Here is a 19,250-nt window from a genome sequence, read left to right as displayed (position 1 = left end):
AGGAGATCACTGTGCCGCATCTGACACTCGAATACAGCGCCAATCTCGCCGGCGAAGAAAGTATCGGTCAACTGTGCCACGCGCTCGCGCGGTGCCTCGACGCGCAACGCGAGAACGAACAGCGCGTCTATCCGCTCGGCGGCATCCGCGTGCGCGCGCTGCGCTGCGAACAGTACTGCATCGCCGACGGACGCGCTGACGCCGCGTTCCTGCATGCGAATCTGAAGATTGGCGCAGGCCGTTCCGAGGCCGCGAAAAAGGCCACCGGCGACGCGCTATTCGCGCTGATCAAGCAGCACTTCGCCACCGAATTCGCACAGAAGGGTCTGGCGTTGTCGCTGGAGATCAATGAATTCAGCGAAGCCGGTACCTGGAAACATAACAACTTGCACGCGCGCCTGAAGGCTGAGTAGCGGCACTGAGAGAATCCATCATGCTAGACGAACAGACTATCCGAGACCTCGCGGCACAACTCGACCACGCGGAGAAAACACGCACGCAACTGCGCCACTTCTCCGCCGCGTATCCGCAGATGACCGTGCAGGACGGCTACGCGATTCAACGCGAATGGGTCAAGCTCAAGCTCGCTGAAGGCCACGTGATCAAGGGCCGCAAAATCGGCCTCACGTCGCGCGCGATGCAGCGTTCGTCGCAGATCGACGAACCCGACTACGCGCCTCTGCTCGACAGCATGTTCATCGAAAACGGCCAGGATATTCGCGCGGACCGCTTCATTGCACCGCGCGTGGAAGTCGAACTGGCGTTCGTGTTGAGCAAACCCTTGAAGGGCCCCGGCGTTACGCTGTTCGACGTGCTGGACGCAACCGCTTACGTGAGCCCGGCGGTGGAAATCATCGACGCGCGCATCGAACAGTTCGACCGCGAAACCAGGGCGCCGCGCAAGGTCTACGACACGATCTCGGACTTCGCGGCGAATGCGGGCATCGTGCTGGGCGGACGTCCCGTGCGTCCGCTGGATGTCGACTTGCGCTGGGTCGGCGCGTTGCTCTACAAGAACGGCACGGTCGAAGAAAGCGGCCTCGCGGCCGCGGTGCTGAATCATCCGGCCACGGGCGTGGCCTGGCTCGCCAACAAGATCGCCCAATACGATGAAACGCTCAACGCGAACGACGTGATCCTGAGCGGCTCCTTCACCAGTCCAATCCCCGCGCGCGCAGGCGACACCTTCCACGTCGACTACGGTCCGTTGGGCGGCATCGGTTTGAATTTCATCTGAGCTCATTCGAGTCACGACATGTCTCTACCGCAAAACACATTCAAGCGCGCACTCGCCGAAGGCAAACCGCAATTCGGCCTCTGGGCCGCGCTCGCCGACGCCTACGTGACCGAGCTGCTGGCCACCGCCGGTTTCGACTGGCTGCTGATCGACAACGAGCATGCGCCGAACGACGTGCGCAGCACACTCGCGCAATTACAGGCGGTGGCCGCGTATGCATCGCATCCGGTGGCGCGTCCGGTGCGCAGCGACAGCGCGTTGATCAAGCAATTGCTAGACGTCGGCGCACAGACCCTCTTGCTGCCGATGATCGACACCGCCGAACAGGCCGCCGACGCGGTTGCGGCCACGCGTTATCCGCAGCAAGGCATTCGCGGGGTGGGCAGCGCGTTGGCGCGCGCGTCGCGCTGGAACCGGATACCGGATTACCTGACCACGGCGGCAAACGAGTTGTGCGTGCTGGTGCAGGTCGAGACCGTGCAGGGCATGGAAAATCTGCGGGCGATCGCGGCGGTGGACGGCGTCGACGGCGTGTTTTTCGGTCCGTCGGACCTGAGTGCGTCGATGGGACTGCTGGGCAAACCCGGCCATCCCACTGTGCGGGAAGCGATTCGCAACGGCATCCAGACCGTGCGGCGCGCGGGCAAAGCGGCAGGTGTGCTCGCGCCCGATCCCGCGATTGCCGCCGACTATCTCGAAGCGGGCGCGACCTTCGTGGCGGTCGGCACGGACACGGGTTTGCTGAGCCGCGCGGCGGCGGATCTGGCGGGGTCGTATAAAACGACCGCAGCGCTGGTGGCGTCGCCAAAGGGCGGGTATTGAAGGAATCCGTTCTGCGGCAACACGCGGGGCCGCGGCGCGGGAAACGCCCTATTCCCCCGCGGGCCACGGCAAGCCCGACGCCGACCAGTCCAGTTCCACACCGATCACGGATCGCTCGGCGGCGAACTGCAGCGCCAGCGTCACGGCGATACACGGCCTGCCGCTGGCCAGCGACAGATAGGGATTACTCGACACCGCCACGCCCGGCAACAACACCGCATTGCGGAAATACGGCCGATGATCCCAGCGCGCATCGCGTGGATTCGCCACGGGTTGCAGCGACGCCCCGTCCGTGCTCCAGGCCGGCCCCTGCACCTCATGACCGATCTGCCTGCCCGAGTCGTCGAGGATGAAACAGCTGATGCAGCGCTCGAACCTCGCCAGCGAAGCGAACGCCTCTTCCATGGCCACGCCGGCCAGCAACGCATCGGCGGCGAGCCGCAAGGCGACCCGGTAAGGCTCCACTTCGGTTTCGAACAACGCGTACTGATGCGCCCGCCCTTGGGCGATCACATCGAAAGCTTCGTCGATACGCCGATGCACCGACTCTGGAGGCGCGATCTCCTTAGCCGGCCGCCCGAGCAGATAGCCCTGCGCGAAATCCACATTCGATTCCACCGCGAGAATCAGTTCCTCCGTGGTCTCCACGCCTTCCACGACCACCAGCATCCCCGCGAGGTGCAGCAGCGAAACGAGCTTGGGCAGAATCGGCTGCTCGGTGCCGTGGCCCGTCGCGCGAATCAGTTCGCCGTCGAGCTTGACGAGGTCCGGGCGAATCCTGAACAGGCGGTCGAGATTCGACTGGCCGGCGCCGAAATCGTCGACGGCGATCAGGAAGCCGTGCTTGCGGTACAACGCCGCCGCCCGCGACATGTCGTCGACGCTGCCGCCGTGCGATTCGAGAATCTCCAGAATCACGCGTTCAGGTTCGAGCCCCACGGCCCGCACGATCTTCGCCAGTTGATCGGCGTAGCCTTCGGCAATGAACGTGGCCGGCAGAATGTTGAGGAAGAGCCACGCGTCGTCCGGCAGCGACTTGCGCGCGTGAGCCAGATGCACGACGTGACTCGCGCGGTCGAGCGCGCCTTCGTCGCTCGAAGGCCTGGGCGCGAACAGCACCGCGGGCGGCACCAGCGTGCCGTCGTCCTGCTCGCCGCGCAGCAAGGCCTCGAAGCCCACCTGCTTCTGATGCGACAGACTGTAGAGCGGCTGGAAATGCGAGGTGAGGTAGTACTCCTCCCAGCGATGCCGCCGCACTGCTGCCCCGCTCTCGTCGGATCCGTCGTCGGCCAGCAGTTGCAGCGCTTCGCGCGGCAGCGCGCGCTCGGCGCACACCCGGTTTCTGCCGGAATGCTTGGCGCGCAGCAAGGCTTCGTCGGCGCGGTCGAGCAGCACCATGATGTTTTCGCCGCTGCGGTGCTCCGCCACGCCGAAGCTCGCGGTCAGACGGCCGTCCGGCCGCTCGATCGCGGCAATCGCATGGCGCAGCCGTTCGGCCACATGAAGCGCGCCCGTGAGGCTGTCGCGCAGCAGCAGCGCGAATTCCTCGCCGCCGATCCGGCTCACGCTGTCGTCCGCCGAAATCTCTTCCATCAGCACCTGGGCGACCTGGTAGAGCGCGTGGTCGCCAATCGCATGGCCGAAGCGGTCGTTCAAGGATTTGAAGTTGTCGATGTCGAGAAAGATCGCGCTGATCCGCGTATCCGGCGTGACGGTGTCGAGGCGGCGCTCGGCCTGCTTGACGAACGCACGGCGGTTTTGCAGGCCGGTCAGCGGGTCGGTCGCGGCGAGTTGCGCGAGCTGGCTCTCCAGCAGAAAGTGGTTGCGGCGAAACCGGTAGAAGCCGAAATGAAACACCGCGGAAGTCGGCACGCCGATCGCCGCGATCCACATCCACACGACGGTATCGACGTCATGCGGCAGCGGCGCGCCGAACAGCAGCGCGAACGCCGTCGTATAGAAGAGCACGCTGCCGGTGATGAAGTGCACCGGCGTGAGCCACAGTGGCGCGGCGCAGATCGGGATCACGACCATCGCGGGCAGCGTCCACAGCAGCGGCTGCGCGACACCGGCGATGTTCACCGCGAGCCCCACCAGCAGCACCTGCGAGTAAGCGACGCCGATGAAACCGAAGGTCCACGTCGACTTTGTGCGCGGAATCGCCAGCACGAGCAAGCCGAGCAGCAGCGCGCACGCGAGCCGGTAGGCAAGCGGCGCGGCCGGGCCGTCGACCAGATTGCGCGCCCCGATGAAGCACAGGAACGCGACCACGGTGAACGCCATGGTCATGGTGGACAGCGGACGCTGATGTTCGAGCGAGCGCCGGTGGAAGCGATCGCGCAAACCGGTGTCGGACGGGTGCTGCGTTGAGCTGGAAAGCATATTGATAGGTATCAGGCTGGTTCCGGTCACTCTGCCAATGGATATCGGCAAATGTCTGATAAATATTTATGCCTTCCACACAAATAGAACGAAGATTGTCGTTCCCGGCCCCTCCGCCCTACGCCGCCATCACGCGATTGCGGCCCGACGCCTTGGCGGCATACAGCGCGCCGTCCGCGCGCGCCATCAGCTGAGCGAGCGATTCATCGCGCCGCAGCTGGTCCACGCCGACGCTGAAGGTGTAGCGCAGCCCACGCGGCAACTCGTCCGGCGCGGCCCCGGCGAGCCGGGCCCGCAGGCGGTCGAGCAGTTTCACCGCTTCGGCGGTGCCGGTGGCCGGGCATAGCACGCCGAATTCCTCGCCGCCCAGCCGGCCGAACACATCGCCGACCCGCAGGTTGCGGGCGACGAACGTGGCGAAGTGGTTCAGCACCTGGTCGCCGGCGGCGTGGCCGAAGTTGTCGTTGACCGCCTTGAACGAGTCGATGTCGATGATCGCGAGCGCCACCGGCGAGCGGGTCCGCAGCGACGCGTTCAGCAGCGCGTCGCCGATCGCGAGAAACGCGCGGCGCGACAGTGCGCCGGTCAGGTCGTCGACATTGGCGAGCCGTTCGAGCCGTTCGGCGAGGCGGTCGTGTGCCAGCATCACCACGCCGATCGAAAGACAGGGCGGCGCAAGAATGCCGAGCGCAAGAAATACGATGTTGGACGGCGACACTTGCAGGAGCCCGGTCTGCGTCAGCAAACCGAAGCCGTACATGAGCCCGCGCGAAGTATGCCCGGCACATAGCAGGACGCCTGCCACCGCGAGGAAGTAATAGCTGTAGCGCGGCCGGTTCGCAGGACGGCCGCGCAGCATGATCACGGCAAGCGCGGCGTAGAGGCCCGCATGAAATGCCGACACCAGTGCGACGCGCGCGTTGAAGTTCGGCGCGGCGAAGGTCCAGTACGAGATGCCGAACAGCACGACGACGAGTCCGGCGTAAGCCGGCCACGGTCGCGTGCGGCGCCCCAGAAAGCGCAAACAGCCTTCGACCACCAGCAGCAGCGAAGCCGCCAGCAACACGTTGGACGCCACGAAGGTCAGCCAGCGCGACGCATGGCCTTGCAAGGCGAAAGCGAGCAGCGCGACGATCGCGATCGCGTTGGCCGAGATCCAGTAACCGACGCCGGGAATCGCCGCACGCCACAACGAGCCGAGCACGGCCATCGCCATGGCGCTCGACAACACGGTGACCAGAAGAATACTGAGTGGATTGAGCATTGAAGTGAATTGAATCAAACGGCATCGTGAACATGCGCCACGTACGCACGTGCTTTTTCTGTGTGCAACCCGCTGCAAGTTCGCAAGCTTAGCGGCTCGGGCAAAAAATGGGCACGCAAGCACCGCGAAAGATTTAGAAAGACTTACCGACGGGCAGTGATCCCGTCGCTTGCGCGCGATCGCCAAGCGTTGCATTTATCACGAAACGAAAGCGTTAAATCAACTGCGGAAACGCGCCGTTAATAGAGTCACGACCGAAGCATTCTTACCGGACATCCACGTTGGATAAGCCAACCGGCGAATCAGGCAGCAAAAATTACTTAATCGAAAATGCATCCATCGCAATCGATTGCGCGTATAAACAGACGAATGGAAAGTGGCTAAAAGTTAATGTCTTAAGTAGACTGCTTCGAAGTGTGGTGGACAGACTAGACAACCCGGTAAAACTAACCTAGGCCGCGTGCAATACGCGATTTCCCGCAACACTTTTCCTTGCACCCGGCCGTGGGCCTCCGACTTTTTATGCGGCTGAAGCAACGGCCATCCCCCGGAAAACATGGTCCCAATTCTCGATTACCTGCTGGAACGCCAAATCTCGCCGCAGTGGCGCGGCATGCTGACCGCCTTGGCCACCGAATTCGAAGCGCAGATAGGCCGCGACGAATTGCGCCAATTGATGCATCGCGTCGGCAGCCGGTTTGCGGCGGCGCATCCGCTGCCCGCCTGCGACTCGACCGCCGAACTCGCGCGAACCTTGAACCTGTATTGGCATGAGATGGATTGGGGCTACGTCGAATTGGCGGACGAACCCGAGTCATTGCGCATCGTTCACTACTGCGCGCCGTTGCAGGCATTCGGCGGCACGGCGCTTGCATGGACGCCGGCGTTTCTCGAAGGCGTGTATCAGACCTGGTTGAGCGCGTTGGGCGCGCAAGGCTTGTCGGTCGCGCAAACGAGTGGGTACAGCGAGGACACCGCAATCGAGTTCCGTCTGGGACGTCATCCTGTTTGAACGCCGCACGTTGATGAACATGTGGCCTGGATTGGTGGGCCGCGTTTGTGAATGGACACAGTAGCAATGAGCCGTAGAGAAACGCGCCAGACCGGTGCGCGTGAAGTAGCAGTGAGGTAGCGGAACAGGCAGGACCAGCGTTTTCAGGGCCGCGAACGCAAGTCGGGATCGGGGCAAGGGTAGGCATGAACAAGACGGCGGCACTATGAGCTCATCGAGCGACATCGAAAAACTTTTCGATCATTTTGGCGGCGACGCCAGCGCGTACCAGGAAATCGGCCGCGAAAACGAAGCGCGTTCGGCGCGCACCCGCTGGCCGCTACTAGTGACGCTCGATCTGACCCAGCCGACGATTCCCGCAATCGGGCAGCGTCGCGAGGCCAAGCCTCAGCCGCTCACGGTCGAAGCGCCGGTGGCCGTCGATCGTCAGGACACCACGCCAAAAGATGCGGCCTCCGTGACGCGCGCGAAAGCGCCGCTATTCACCCGTTCGCATCGGCGAGACATTCCGCCGGTTGCCGTGGCCGCGCCGGCGACCGCGCCGAAAGGCGCGTCGCGCTTTGGCGAGCTCGAATCGAAAGATGACGCGACGTCGCAAGCGGCAGTCGGCGCCGCCCGAGTGGAAGGCGTCGCGCCGGTGGCCGCACAAGCCGCGCCGGCTGTTGCTCCGGCTCAGACTGCGCCGGTCGCTTCCGCGCCTCAAGCCGTCCAGGCCGCCGCCATTCCTTTACGGCCGCCAGTGATGCAAACGGTTTCGTCCGCCGCGCCGAGTTGGACTCAAACTCCGGCGCCGGCGCGTGCTTACACGACTGCGACCGCGCCCGCGCCGATTGCACCAACCGCACCCGCCGCGCCAACGCAACCCGCTTCGATCCTCGGCAAGCTCTTCGCGCCGGAACCCGCATCCGCACCTCCGCCGCCGCAAGCGGCCGCGACCCGTGGCGAATCCGCGCCGTTGCAAGCGGTCTTCGACCGCCTGCGCGGCACACCCGCTCAACCCACCGCAGCACCGGCCAGCGTCGCGCGCGCCGCCACGCCCGCCACCTCCAACTCGTGGCTGATCAACGGCCCTCGTCGCTCATGAAAGTCATCGCGGTGGTGTCCGCCAAAGGCGGGGTCGGCAAGACCACCCTCGCCGCCAATCTCGCTTCCGTGCTGGCCGCCGGCGGCCGGCGCGTGATCGCGCTCGACCTCGATCCGCAGAACGCGCTGCGTCTGCACTTCGGCGTGCCGCTCGACAGCATCGACGGTTTGTCGCGCGCCACGCTGACGGGCGACCCGTGGCAATCGGTGATGTTCGACGGCGTCGATGGCGTGACCGTGCTGCCCTACGGCGCGTTACTCGAAGACGACCGCCGCCGCTTCGAAGCGCATATCGACCAGGAGCCGCGCTGGCTCGCGCAGTCGTTGCAGAACCTGCGCCTCGATGCATCCGACATCGTGATCATCGACACGCCGCCGGGTTCGTCCGCCTATGTCCGCACCGCCTTGTGCGCGGCCACCTTCACGCTGAACGTCGTGCTCGCCGACGCCGCGTCGTACGCCGCGATTCCGCAGATGGAGCGGCTGATCGAAACCTACGCGGCGCCGCGCGCCGAGTTCGGCGGCGAAGGCTATGTGATCAACCAGATCGACCAGTCGCGCCAACTGACCAAAGACGTCCTCAAGGTGCTGCGCCAGATGCTCGGCGCGAAGCTGTTCCCCGGCGTGATCCATCTCGACGAAGGCGTGAGCGAAGCGCTCGCGTGCGACACCACGCTGATTCACTACGATCCACTCAGCCAGGCGGCCGCCGATTTCAAATCGTGTGGCGCGTGGTTGATGGCGGCGCTCGACGCGATCGCCGTCTCGCCGAGGAACGTCGCATGAGCACGACTCCATCGCCAGGTCTCGAACCCGCCGAGCCTTCGCGGCTCGAACGCTTCGTCGACGCGCGTTTCTGGAACAGCCGCATTGTCACCGGACTCGTCACGCTGTTCGCGCTGGTGATGCTGTACTTCGTGTTCACCGTGCCGCTCGCCTTCTACGAACAGTTGACGTTCGCGACCTGCTGCTTCGTGACCGCGCTGATGTTCCGCCGCCTGCAAGGCCGGTACGCGACGATGGTGATGATCATGCTGTCGGTGGTGACCTCGGGCCGCTATATGTACTGGCGGCTGACCGCGACCACGTACTGGGAGCATCCGCTCGACGCCGGCTGGGGCCTGCTGCTGGTCGCCGCCGAAGTCTATTCGACCATCGTGCTGCTGCTCGGCTACTTCCAGACCGCCTGGCCGCTCAAGCGCACGCCGATGCCGCTGCCCGCCTCGCGCGACCAATGGCCGACCGTCGACGTGTTCATTCCGACCTACAACGAGCCGCTCTCGGTGGTGAAGCCGACCATCTATGCCGCGCTCGCGCTCGACTATCCGGCCGAGAAGATCTCGATCCACGTGCTCGACGACGGCCGCCGCCCCGAGTTCAAGGCGTTCTGCGAAGAGGTCGGCGTCAACTGGACGATCCGCACGCACAATCGCCACGCCAAGGCCGGCAACATCAACGAAGCGCTGAAGATCACCAGCGGCGAATACCTCGCCATCTTCGACTGCGATCACATTCCGACCCGCTCGTTCCTGCAGATCGGCCTCGGCTGGTTCCTGCGCGACAAGCTGCTGTCGATGCTGCAAACGCCGCACCATTTCTTTTCCGCCGACCCATTCGAGCGCAATCTCGGCACCTTCCGCAAGGTGCCGAACGAAGGCGAACTGTTCTACGGCCTCGTGCAGGACGGCAACGATCTGTGGAACGCCACGTTCTTCTGCGGCTCGTGCGCGCTGCTGCGCCGGACCATGGTCGAGGAGATCGGCGGCATCGCGGTCGAGACCGTGACTGAAGATGCGCACACGGCGCTCAAGCTGCACCGTCTCGGCTACACCACCGCGTATCTGGCTATTCCGCAAGCCGCGGGGCTGGCCACGGAAAGTCTCTCCGGCCACATCGGCCAGCGGATTCGCTGGGCACGCGGCATGACGCAGATTTTCCGGATCGACAATCCGCTCACCGGCAAGGGCCTGAAAATCGGCCAGCGCCTGTGCTATCTGAACGCGATGATGCACTTCTTCTACGGCATCCCGCGTCTGGTGTTCCTGACCGCGCCGCTGTCGTATCTGTTCTTCGGCGCGCACGTGATCGAAGCCGCCGCCAGCACGATCGCGATCTACGCGCTGCCGCACATGATGCACGCGAGCATCACCAACTCGCGCATGCAGCGCTCGTTCCGCCATTCGTTCTGGGCCGAAGTGTATGAATCGGTGCTGGCCTCGTACATCACCGCGCCGACGCTGCTCGCGCTGATCAACCCGAAGCTCGGCAAGTTCAACGTGACGGCCAAGGGCGGCCAGATCGAGAAGAACTATTTCGACTGGGCAATCTCGCGGCCCTATCTGTTCCTGCTGTTGCTGAACCTGATCGGCTTCTGCGTGGGCGTCGTGCACATCTACTTCAACTGGCATGTGCGCAGCGTGGTGCAGACCACGATCCTCAACCTCGGCTGGACCACGTACAACATGCTGATTCTCGGCGCGAGCGTGGCCGCCGCGAGCGAGCGCCGGCAGATTCGCGCGGTGCACCGCGTGGCGATGCAGATGCCCGTGATGCTGAAGTTCTCGACCGGCCGCACGCTCGCCTGCGAAACCATCGACTACTCGGAAGGCGGCGTCGGCGTGGCGCTGCCCGCCGCGATCCAGGTGCCGATGCACGAACGCGTAACCGTCTCCCTCTTTCGCGGCGACGAGGAATACGCGTTCCCCGCGACCGTCGGCTTCACCGCGCCAGGCCGCGTGGGCCTGCGCTTCTCGGCGATGACGCGCGAGCAGGAGTACGAGTTCGTCAAGACCACCTTTGCACGCGCCGACGCCTGGACCGGCTGGGCGGAAGGACGGCAGCAGGACACGCCCCTGCGCGGCCTGTCGCATGTGCTGACGGTCGGCGCGCGTGGCATCGCGGGGCTGTTCGAGCATCTCTATGCCGACCTTCGCAGTTCGATGAAAAGCCGTCCAATGGACGTCAAGAAGCTAAAAACGAAAGACTGATCTATGCGCAACTGGATGGCGAAGGGCAACATCGAACGCTCGAATCACGAGCGCAGCGGGACCGGATTGCAGATGCGCCGCGTGGCACGCCCCGGCTCGCAACGGCTGATGCGCGGCCTCGCGTGCTGGCTCGCTTTGCAGACGGCGCTGGCCGCGCCGCTGGCGTCGGCGGCTGAAGTCGTGGCGGCCGGCGGCGGTTCAAGCGCGGCGGGTGCCGTTCAGAGCACGCCTGCCGCTCCGGCTGCGACCGGCGTCGGCAGCGTGAGCGCGCCGAGTCCGGCCGTGCCCTACGATCCGAACGCGATGGCGCAACCGCAACTGGCGACACCGACGCCGGCGCTCGCCGCGTCGTCGGTGAAAGCGTTGGGCATCAGGACGCCGACCACCGCGGAGCCGGGCACCCTCGTGCCGGGCGGCCGCCGTCAAACGCTGACGTTCGCTGATCTCGGCGCGCTCGATCCGCTGCAATTGCGCGGCACCGACGGCCAGAACGGCGTGGCGTTTTCCGTGCGCGGCGACGAAGTGGTGACGGGCGCGGTCCTGCATCTGGTGTATAGCTACTCGCCCGCGCTGCTCGCGAACATCTCGCAGCTCAAGGTGCTGGTGAACGGCGAAGTCGCCGCCACCCTGCCCGTGCCGCACGAACAGGCCGGCATGCTGGTGGCGCGCGACGTCTCGATCGATCCGCGCTTCATCACCGAGTTCAACCATCTGAATGTGCAGTTGATCGGCCATTACACGACGAGTTGCGAAGACCCGGCGAACTCTTCGCTGTGGGCCACCGTCAGCAATGCGAGCTCGCTCGACCTCACGTATGCGTCGCTCGCCAGCAAGCCTGATCTGGCCGCGCTGCCGCAACCGTTCTTCGACCGCCGCGACGTGCGCCGGCTGGAGCTGCCGTTCGTGTTCCCGCAAAAGCCGGGCAATGCCACGCTCGAAGCGGGCGGCATCGTGGCCTCGTGGTTCGGCGCGCTCGCCGGTTATCGCGGCGCGCTGTTTCCGGCGCAACTGGACAACGCGCCGCTGTCAGGCAATGCGGTCGTCTTCGCGACTTCCGATCAACGTCCGGCCGGCATCAACATTCCGGCGATCTCCGGCCCGACCATCGCGGTGGTCGATCGCGAGGCGCCGGCGCGCGGCAAGCTGCTGCTCGTGCTCGGGCGCACCGAAGCCGAACTGAAAACCGCCGCCAAGTCGCTCGGCATCGGCCAGAATACCTTGACGGGTCAAAGTGCGACCATCACGCAGTTGAACGAACTCGCGCCGCGCGCGCCGTACGACGCGCCGAACTGGCTGCCCACCAACCGTCCGGTGCGCTTCGGCGAACTCGCCGATCCGCGCGATCTGACCGTGTCCGGTTACGACGCCGACGCCGTGCGTGTGAATCTGCGCGTGCCGCCCGATCTGTTCATGTGGCACACCAAGGGCGCGCCGATCGATCTACGCTACCGCTACACGGTGCGCCCGCTGCGCGATCGTTCCTCGCTCAACGTGAGCGTGAACAACGGCTTCGTTCAGGCGCTGCCGATTCCGGCCGAGTCCGCTTCCGTGTTCGAGCTGAGCCACTACTTCGCCACCGTGCTGCCGGACAGGACCGCCGAAGCGCGCCGCACCCTGCATATTCCACCGCTGCTGCTGACGCCGCGCGCGCAGGTACGCCTGCACTTCTACTACGACATTCCGAATACCGGCGAATGTCACGGGCGTCTGCTCGACAACGTAGTCGGCGCGATCGATCCGAACTCGACCATCGACCTCTCGTCGTTCCCCCACTACATGGCGCTGCCCGATCTGGCCGCGTTCGCCAATAGCGGCTTCCCGTTCACGCGCATGGCGGACCTCTCCGAGACCGCCGTGATCCTGCCAAACGACGCCGATTCGAGCGACTACAGCCTTTATCTGCTGACCATGGGCCGCATGGGCACCTCCACCGGCTATCCGGTCACGGGCGTCACGGTCGGCACCGCCGACGACGCCGACAAGTTCGCCAACAAGGACCTGCTGATCTTCGGCGCGCCGGGCAAGCAGCCGTTGTTGCAGCGCTGGGCGAAGTCGATGCCGTTCTCCAGCGACGGCGACTCGCGCACCTTCCAGCTCACCGACATCGTCTTCAAACTCGAAGACTGGTGGCATGGCGAACGCGGCGTCGAGCGCACGCCCGCACGCGCCGATCTGACTCTCGTGAGTTCGAACGGCGACGCGCTCCTGACCGGTTTCGAATCGCCGCTGCAAAAGAACCGCAGCGCCGTCGCGCTGGTGAGCGCGGCCGGCCAGTCGGACGCCGATCTGTCCGCGGCGCTGCTCGACTCGGACGTGCTGCCGCAGATTCAAGGCGCGATGGCCGTGATCCACGGCCGCACCGTGACCATCACTTCGAATGGCGAGGCGTATTACGTCGGCCATCTGTCGCCGCAGGAGTATCTGCGCTGGGCGCTGTCGTCGCATCCGTTGCTGTTGATGCTGGGCGGCGTACTCGCCGCGCTGATCATCGCGGGCCTGTTCTACCGGACGCTGCGCTCGATCGCCGCGCGCCGCCTGAAGGACTAATAGGACTGATATGCGGGTTCGAATCAACAAGAAAATCGGCGTGGCGCTGACGCTCGGGCTGGCGGCGTCCGCGAGTTTCGCCAATCTCGTCAAGGTGGCGCAGACCACCGCCGCACCCGGCGCCTGCGGCGACTGGAGCGGCTATCGCGCGTTCGTCGAGCGCTTCGTGCAGGCCGACGGCCGCGTGATCGACTATTCCACGCCGGCGCAGCAAACCACCTCAGAAGGCCAGTCGTACGCGCTCTTCTTCGCGCTCGTCGCGAACGACCGCGCGACTTTCGACCGGCTGCTCGGCTGGACCCGTACCAACCTCGCGGGCAATCAGTTCGACGCGCAAAACATGCGGCTGCCGTCGTGGCAATGGGGCAGAAAAGCGGACGGCTCGTACGGCGTGCTCGATCCGAATTCCGCTTCTGACTCCGACTTGTGGATCGCCTACGATCTGCTGCAAGCCGGCCGCCTGTGGCATGAAGCGGGCTACACCCAGTTGGGCGAAGCACTCGCCACGCAGATCGCGCGTCAGGAAATGACCACCTTGCCGGGCGTCGGGCCGATGCTGCTGCCCGGACCGCAGGGCTTCAAAACCGGCGGCGTGACGCGCCTGAATCCGAGCTATCTGCCGCTGCCCGTGCTGCGCTCGCTTGCGCACGAAATGCCGAACGGCCCGTGGGGCAAGCTCGCCGACAGCGCCTACAAGCTCATCAAAACCACCGCGCCGCAAGGCTTTGCGCCTGACTGGGCAGCCTGGCAAAACGGCCAGTTCGTGGTCGATCCGAAGAACGGCGACACCGGCAGCTACGACGCGATCCGCGTCTATCTGTGGGCTGGCCTCGCCTCACCCGCCGATCCGCTCGCCAAGCCGTGGCTCGCGGCGCTCGGCGGCATGCGCGCCCGCGTCGCGCAAACCGGCTTTCCGCCGGAGAAGGTTTCATCGACCACCGGCACGGCCAGCGGCGAAGGACCGCTCAGCTACTGGGGCGCGCTCGCGCCGTACTTCAAGGCGCTCGGCGACGAGCGCGGCCTCGGCCTCGCGCGCACGCATCTCGCCGCGCTCGACACCAGCGTGCCGGGCCGCGAACCGGTTTACTACGATCGTGTGCTGGGCTTGTTCGGCACGGGTTTCATCGACGGCCGCTATCGTTTCGACGAAGCCGGACGTCTCGTGCCGAGTTGGAGAAACGCATGCGACTGAGCGCCCTCGCGTTGTCATTGCGCCTCGCGCTGAGCCTCACGGCGGTTTGTTGCGTGGCGACGGTTTCGCCGGACGCGCTGGCACAGGCGTCGAAAGATCCTTTGAACGTGCTGATCGATCAAGGCAAGTACTGGCAATCGCATCAGCGCGGCGACCTCGCCGAGCAGGCATGGCAAAAGGTGCTGCGCATCGATCCCAAGCAGCCCGACGCGCTGTTCGGCATGGGCATGGTGCTCGCCGACCGCAAGGACGGCGCCGGCGCGCAGCAATATCTGGCGCGCCTGAAAGCGGTCGCGCCGAACTATCCGAATCTGGATGAACTCGGCCGGCGCCTGGGCGAATCGAGCCTGCGCGACCAGACCGTGAACGACGCGCGGCGGCTCGCGCAAAGCGGTCAAAGCGCGAGCGCGGTGCAGGAATACCAGCGCGCGCTGAGCGGCAAACCGGCCACGCCTGAATTGCAGCTCGAGTACTACCAGGCGCTCTCGGCCACGCCGCAAGGCTGGGATCAGGCGCGCCGCGGTCTCGAACAACTCGCGCGCGACAACCCCGACGATCCGCGTTACGCCCTCGCCTACGCGCAGCATCTGACCTATCGCGACGTGACGCGCCGCGACGGCATCGCGCGGTTGCAGAAACTGGCGGGCGACAGCACGGTCGCCGCGTCGGCGAAAAAGAGCTGGCGTCAGGCGCTGTTGTGGCTCGACGCGCGGCCCTCCGACGCTCCGCTCTATCAGGCATATCTGCAAACCGCCAACGACGACGCCGCCGTCAAGGCACGCTTCGATTCGATGGTGCAGCAGGACAGCGCAGCCCGCGCCCGCTCGCAGGAAAACGCCGCCGTCGACGCGCGCGGCCGCACGATCGCCGACGGTTTCGCCGCGCTCGATCGCAACGACGTGGCGACGGCGCGCGCGAAATTTTCCTCGGTACTGACCGCTAGTCCGAACGACACCGATGCGCTCGGCGGCATGGGCATCGCCGCATTGAAGCAGGAACATTTCGCCGAAGCCCGCAACTATCTGGAACGCGCGTCGCGCAACGGCAATCCGGCGCGCTGGAAAACCGCGCTCGACAGCGCGACCTACTGGACCTACACGAGCGACGCGATCGGCGCGCGCAGCAACGGCGAATTCGCGAAGGCGAAGTCGCTGTTCGAACGCGCGATCGCGCTCAATCCGTCCGACGTCACCGCGCAGGTGCTGCTCGGCGAAATGCTGCTCGCCAACGGCGATCCGAGCGGCGCCGAACAGGCGTACCGGATGGCGCTGCGCCGTCAGGCCGACAACCCCGACGCGGTGCGCGGGCTGGTCGGCGCACTCGCCGCGCAAGGCCGCGGCGACGAGGCGCTGCAGTTCGCCAATCAACTCAACACCGAACAGCAGTCGAAGGCCGGCGGCATCAACCGTCTGCGTGGCGAAGCGCAGGCCGCGCAAGCGCGTGCGGCCGAAGCGCGCGGCGATCTCGGCAGCGCGCGCAGTCTCTTCGAAGACGCGCTGCTGAACACGCCCGACGATCCGTGGCTGCGTCTCGACCTCGCGCGCATCTACGTGCGCCAGGGCGCGGTCGCCAACGCGCGCAGCATGATGGACGGCCTGCTCGCCGCGCATCCCGACATGACCGACGCGCTGTACGCGAGTGCGTTGCTGTCGGCGGAAACGCAGGACTGGTCCGCGGGTCTCGCGCAACTCGACCGCATTCCGGTCGCGCAGCGCACCGATGCGATGGCGACCTTGCAGCACCGCTTGTGGGTGCATCAGCAAGCCGACCTCGCCACGCGCATGGCGCGCAACGGGCAGACCCAACAGGCGCTCGCCACGCTGCGCGCCGCCGAGCCGGTCGCGGGCAACAGCCCCGAACTGATCGGCGTGATCGCCGCCGCTTACAGCCAGGCCGGCGACCCGAACCGCGCGCTCGGACTCGTGCGCGCCGCCATGAACGCGGCGCCTGGCAACACCGATCTGCTGCTGCAATACGCGGGCATTCTGTCCGCCACGCAGCAGGAAACCGAACTCGGCATGGTGATGCGCCGGCTCGCGTCGATGCAATTGACGCCGCAGCAACGCACCGACTTCGGCAACCTGAATCTCGGCATCGTCATCAAGCAGTGCGATGCGGTGCGTCAGCGCGGCGACCTCGCCAGCGCCTACGACGTGATCGCGCCGTGGCTCGCGGCGATGCCCGACAATCCCGATCTGCAGGCCGCGCTCGGCCGCCTCTATTCGAGCGCCGGCGACGATCGCAACGCGCTAGCCAGCTATCGCGTCGCGCTGCAACGCAAGCCCGACGATCTGAACTTGCTGCAGGCAACGATCTCCGCCGCGGCCGGCGCGAAGCAGTTCAGCTATGCCGAAACGCTCGCGAAGCAGGCCTTGAACGCGGCGCCCGGCGATCCCGGCTTGCTGGCGACGGTCGGCCGCATGTATCGCGCGGAAGGCAAGCTGTCGCTCGCGTCGACTTATCTGCAACGCTCGCTGGTCGCCGCCAACACGCCGCTGATGGCCAACGTCCCGCGCAGCCCGGCGAGCAACGTGCCGCGCGGCTGGGAAGTGGCGATGCGCCGGATCGGCGCGACGCCGCTGCCGGGCACCAATCCCTTCGAAGGCAAAACCGCCACCGTCACGCCGACCGACGCCGACAATGCCGGCGGCTATAACGCCGCGCGCGCAGCGCTTCCGTATTCGCAGTCTTCCTTGCCGACACAGACCGTGCCGAACTATCCGCCGCCTACGCAACCCGCGCCTTACGTCGCGCCTTATAACGCGCCGGCGCAGCCTTATGCGCCGAGCCCGGCGCCCGCCGCCCTGCCGTACAACGCGCCGCGCCGTGGCGCCGACTCGGGTGGCTACGGCCAGGAGACTTACGGGTCGAGCCAGTCGGGCGCGCCATTGCAGCCTTATCCGGGGCAAGGACAGCCGCCGATGCAACAGCAGGCGCAGATGCCGCCGATGCAGCAGGCTCCGCAGTACAACCCGGCTTATCCGCAGCAGGCGCCTTATCCGCAGCAAGCGCAATACGGCGCGCAGGATGGTTATGCGGCCACGCCCTGGCCGATGTCGCCGGCCGCGCGCGAAGCGCAGGCCAATGCCGGTTCAATGCAAGCGCAACCATATGGCGCACCGGGCGCGAGCACGAGTTCGAAGCGCTCGACCAGCAAGAAACAAAGCGCGTCGAAGAATAGCCGCAATGCGCCGGCTTACGCGCAGCAGCCGTATGGACAACAGCAAGGGTATCCGCAGCAACAGCAGCCTTATTACGGGCAGCAGGCGTATCCGCAGCAGCAGGGCTACGCGCAGCAACCCTATCAACCCTATCCGGCGCAACAGCAACAGCCTTACCAGCCGTATCCGCCGCAGCAGGCTTACGCGCAGCAGCAGCCGTACATTCCGCAGCCGCCCACCGGTTACGCCCAGCCGTACTATCCGGCACAACCCGGCGCGAACGGCAACGGCAACACTTACGCACCGTCGAACGTGGCGAACACGCAAACGCTCGGCGTCGCCGAAGAGTTGGCGCAGGTCAACCGCGAGCAGTCGAGCAGCATCTCGGGCGGGATCGTGTTCCGTAACCGCAGCGGCGAGGACGGCCTGTCCAACCTCACCGACATCGAAGCGCCGATCCAGGGGCGCATCCGGGCGGGCAACGGCCACGTCGTCGTCACGGCGACGCCTGTCACCCTCGATGCCGGCACGGCCGCCGGCAATGTCTCGACGCTCGCGCGATTCGGCGCCGGCCTCTCGAACGACACGTCCACCGCGGCTGCCAAGGCGGGCAACAACACCTACGGCAACCAGACGGCGAGCGGCGTGGGCCTGTCGATCGGCTACGAAGGCCGCAGCATCAGCGGCGATATCGGCGTGACGCCGATCGGCTTCCGCGAGACCAACATCGTGGGCGGCGCGCAATACAACGGCGGCATTACCGACAAGGTGTCGTATTCGCTGGCCGTCGCGCGCCGCGCAGTGACCGACAGTCTGCTGTCCTATGCCGGTGCGCACGATGCCGGTTCCGGCCTCGAATGGGGTGGCATCACATCGACCGGCGGCCTTGCCAGCCTCGCATGGGACGACGGCACGAGCGGCCTGTATGTGAACGGGGCGGTTCAGTACTACAAGGGCGATAACGTGCAGGGCAATGTCGCCGTCAAGGGAGGGGGTGGCGTCTACACGCGCCTGCTGAAAGATGCCGACCAGACCTTTACGATCGGCGTGAATACGACGGTGATGGGCTACAACAAGAATCTGTCGTACTTCACGTATGGCCAGGGGGGCTACTTCAGCCCGCAGGAATACGTCATTCTGAACTTGCCGATCGAATGGACAGGACGTAATGGCGCGTTCACGTACGACGTGAAGGGATCGATCGGAGTGCAGCACTACCGCCAGGATGCGTCGAATTATTTCCCGCTCAATGACGGATCCAACCGGCAGAGTTCGGCGGTAGGAAACGCAGCGCAGTTCGGTACGAGCGTGCAGAGCAACGCGCAGTACCCGAGCCAAAGCAAGACCGGCGTGTCGTATTCGCTCAGCGCAGTGGGCGAATATCAACTCGCGCCGCAACTGGCGTTCGGGGCGACGGCTTCGCTCGGCAATGCTTATGAATATCGCGAGTATCTCGCGGCGGTCTATGTGCGGTATAGCTTCAGCAAGCAGACCGGGTTGCAGCCGTTCCCGCCTACGCCGCTTGTTTCGCCGTATCTGTCGTTGTCGAATTGACCTTTGCGT

At 65.5% G+C, this 19,250-nt stretch carries 12 protein-coding genes; 10 read left to right on the top strand and 2 right to left on the bottom strand.

Translation table 11 applies throughout. The annotated features are described in order from the left end of the window. Positions 1-11 precede the first annotated feature (11 nt). Genes ACQKRQ_RS31055 through hpaI form a run of 3 tightly spaced genes read left to right on the top strand, consistent with a single transcriptional unit; the run spans position 12 to position 2,059 of the window. Positions 12-413 (top strand): 5-carboxymethyl-2-hydroxymuconate Delta-isomerase, encoded by a 402-nt coding sequence (locus ACQKRQ_RS31055; RefSeq protein ID WP_408250493.1) that lies wholly within the window; start codon positions 12-14, stop codon positions 411-413. Between the two features lie 20 nt (positions 414-433). Then, positions 434-1,237 (top strand): 2-oxo-hept-4-ene-1,7-dioate hydratase, encoded by an 804-nt coding sequence (gene hpaH / locus ACQKRQ_RS31050; protein WP_408281696.1) that lies wholly within the window; start codon positions 434-436, stop codon positions 1,235-1,237. Positions 1,238-1,255: 18 nt separating this feature from the next. Beyond that, entirely contained in the window at positions 1,256-2,059 is an 804-nt protein-coding gene (gene hpaI / locus ACQKRQ_RS31045; protein ID WP_427481324.1) for a 4-hydroxy-2-oxoheptanedioate aldolase, read from the top strand. Between the two features lie 48 nt (positions 2,060-2,107). Here the strand turns inward: hpaI and ACQKRQ_RS31040 are convergent, their stop codons facing one another. Together ACQKRQ_RS31040 and ACQKRQ_RS31035 are read right to left on the bottom strand one after the other, a co-directional pair. Next, positions 2,108-4,441, bottom strand: a complete 2,334-nt coding sequence (locus ACQKRQ_RS31040; protein ID WP_427481323.1) for a diguanylate cyclase — start codon at positions 4,439-4,441, stop codon at positions 2,108-2,110. A 118-nt stretch (positions 4,442-4,559) separates the two neighbouring features. Further along, positions 4,560-5,705: a GGDEF domain-containing protein gene (locus ACQKRQ_RS31035; protein WP_427481407.1), complete on the bottom strand. Its 1,146-nt coding sequence runs from the start codon at positions 5,703-5,705 to the stop codon at positions 4,560-4,562. A 556-nt stretch (positions 5,706-6,261) separates the two neighbouring features. Between ACQKRQ_RS31035 and bcsD the strand changes: the two genes are divergently transcribed. The 7 genes from bcsD to ACQKRQ_RS31000 all read left to right on the top strand — a co-directional run bounded on the left by bcsD (position 6,262) and on the right by ACQKRQ_RS31000 (position 19,241). Next, on the top strand, positions 6,262-6,717 hold the full coding sequence (bcsD, locus tag ACQKRQ_RS31030) for a cellulose biosynthesis protein BcsD (RefSeq protein ID WP_132382504.1): 456 nt from the start codon (positions 6,262-6,264) through the stop codon (positions 6,715-6,717). 205 nt (positions 6,718-6,922) lie between these two features. Continuing rightward, positions 6,923-7,801 carry a cellulose biosynthesis protein BcsP gene (gene bcsP, locus ACQKRQ_RS31025; RefSeq protein WP_427481322.1) on the top strand — a complete coding sequence of 293 codons (879 nt, stop codon included), beginning with the start codon at positions 6,923-6,925 and terminating at the stop codon, positions 7,799-7,801. Beyond that, positions 7,798-8,586 carry a cellulose biosynthesis protein BcsQ gene (bcsQ, locus tag ACQKRQ_RS31020; protein ID WP_427481321.1) on the top strand — a complete coding sequence of 263 codons (789 nt, stop codon included), beginning with the start codon at positions 7,798-7,800 and terminating at the stop codon, positions 8,584-8,586. The genes bcsP and bcsQ overlap by 4 nt, the downstream gene beginning before the upstream one ends. After that, positions 8,583-10,787, top strand: coding sequence for a UDP-forming cellulose synthase catalytic subunit (bcsA, locus tag ACQKRQ_RS31015; protein ID WP_132382499.1), 2,205 nt, complete (start codon positions 8,583-8,585; stop codon positions 10,785-10,787). The genes bcsQ and bcsA overlap by 4 nt, the downstream gene beginning before the upstream one ends. 3 nt (positions 10,788-10,790) lie before the next feature. Next, complete coding sequence (gene bcsB, locus ACQKRQ_RS31010; protein ID WP_427481320.1) at positions 10,791-13,334, top strand: cellulose biosynthesis cyclic di-GMP-binding regulatory protein BcsB; 2,544 nt, start codon at positions 10,791-10,793, stop codon at positions 13,332-13,334. Between the two features lie 10 nt (positions 13,335-13,344). After that, entirely contained in the window at positions 13,345-14,526 is a 1,182-nt protein-coding gene (bcsZ, locus tag ACQKRQ_RS31005; RefSeq protein WP_408281712.1) for a cellulose synthase complex periplasmic endoglucanase BcsZ, read from the top strand. Continuing rightward, the gene (locus ACQKRQ_RS31000) at positions 14,517-19,241 is read left to right on the top strand and encodes a cellulose synthase subunit BcsC-related outer membrane protein (protein WP_427481319.1); all 4,725 of its coding nucleotides are present in this window, start codon (positions 14,517-14,519) and stop codon (positions 19,239-19,241) included. The genes bcsZ and ACQKRQ_RS31000 overlap by 10 nt, the downstream gene beginning before the upstream one ends. Positions 19,242-19,250: the final 9 nt, after the last annotated feature.

Source organism: Paraburkholderia sp. NPDC080076, assembly GCF_050281145.1.
GTDB lineage: Bacteria > Pseudomonadota > Gammaproteobacteria > Burkholderiales > Burkholderiaceae > Paraburkholderia.
Note: the sequence above shows the minus strand (reverse complement) of the source record. Positions and strands in the feature narration are given on the sequence as shown.

Coding starts and splice junctions, on each gene's coding strand:
- bcsQ (WP_427481321.1), top strand. CDS start 7,798: ATGAAAGTCATCGCGGTGGTGTCCGCCAAAGGCGGGGTCGGCAAGACC.
- ACQKRQ_RS31000 (WP_427481319.1), top strand. CDS start 14,517: ATGCGACTGAGCGCCCTCGCGTTGTCATTGCGCCTCGCGCTGAGCCTC.
- bcsZ (WP_408281712.1), top strand. CDS start 13,345: ATGCGGGTTCGAATCAACAAGAAAATCGGCGTGGCGCTGACGCTCGGG.
- bcsP (WP_427481322.1), top strand. CDS start 6,923: ATGAGCTCATCGAGCGACATCGAAAAACTTTTCGATCATTTTGGCGGC.
- hpaI (WP_427481324.1), top strand. CDS start 1,256: ATGTCTCTACCGCAAAACACATTCAAGCGCGCACTCGCCGAAGGCAAA.
- ACQKRQ_RS31035 (WP_427481407.1), bottom strand. CDS start 5,705: ATGCTCAATCCACTCAGTATTCTTCTGGTCACCGTGTTGTCGAGCGCC.
- bcsB (WP_427481320.1), top strand. CDS start 10,791: ATGCGCAACTGGATGGCGAAGGGCAACATCGAACGCTCGAATCACGAG.
- bcsA (WP_132382499.1), top strand. CDS start 8,583: ATGAGCACGACTCCATCGCCAGGTCTCGAACCCGCCGAGCCTTCGCGG.
- bcsD (WP_132382504.1), top strand. CDS start 6,262: ATGGTCCCAATTCTCGATTACCTGCTGGAACGCCAAATCTCGCCGCAG.
- hpaH (WP_408281696.1), top strand. CDS start 434: ATGCTAGACGAACAGACTATCCGAGACCTCGCGGCACAACTCGACCAC.
- ACQKRQ_RS31040 (WP_427481323.1), bottom strand. CDS start 4,441: ATGCTTTCCAGCTCAACGCAGCACCCGTCCGACACCGGTTTGCGCGAT.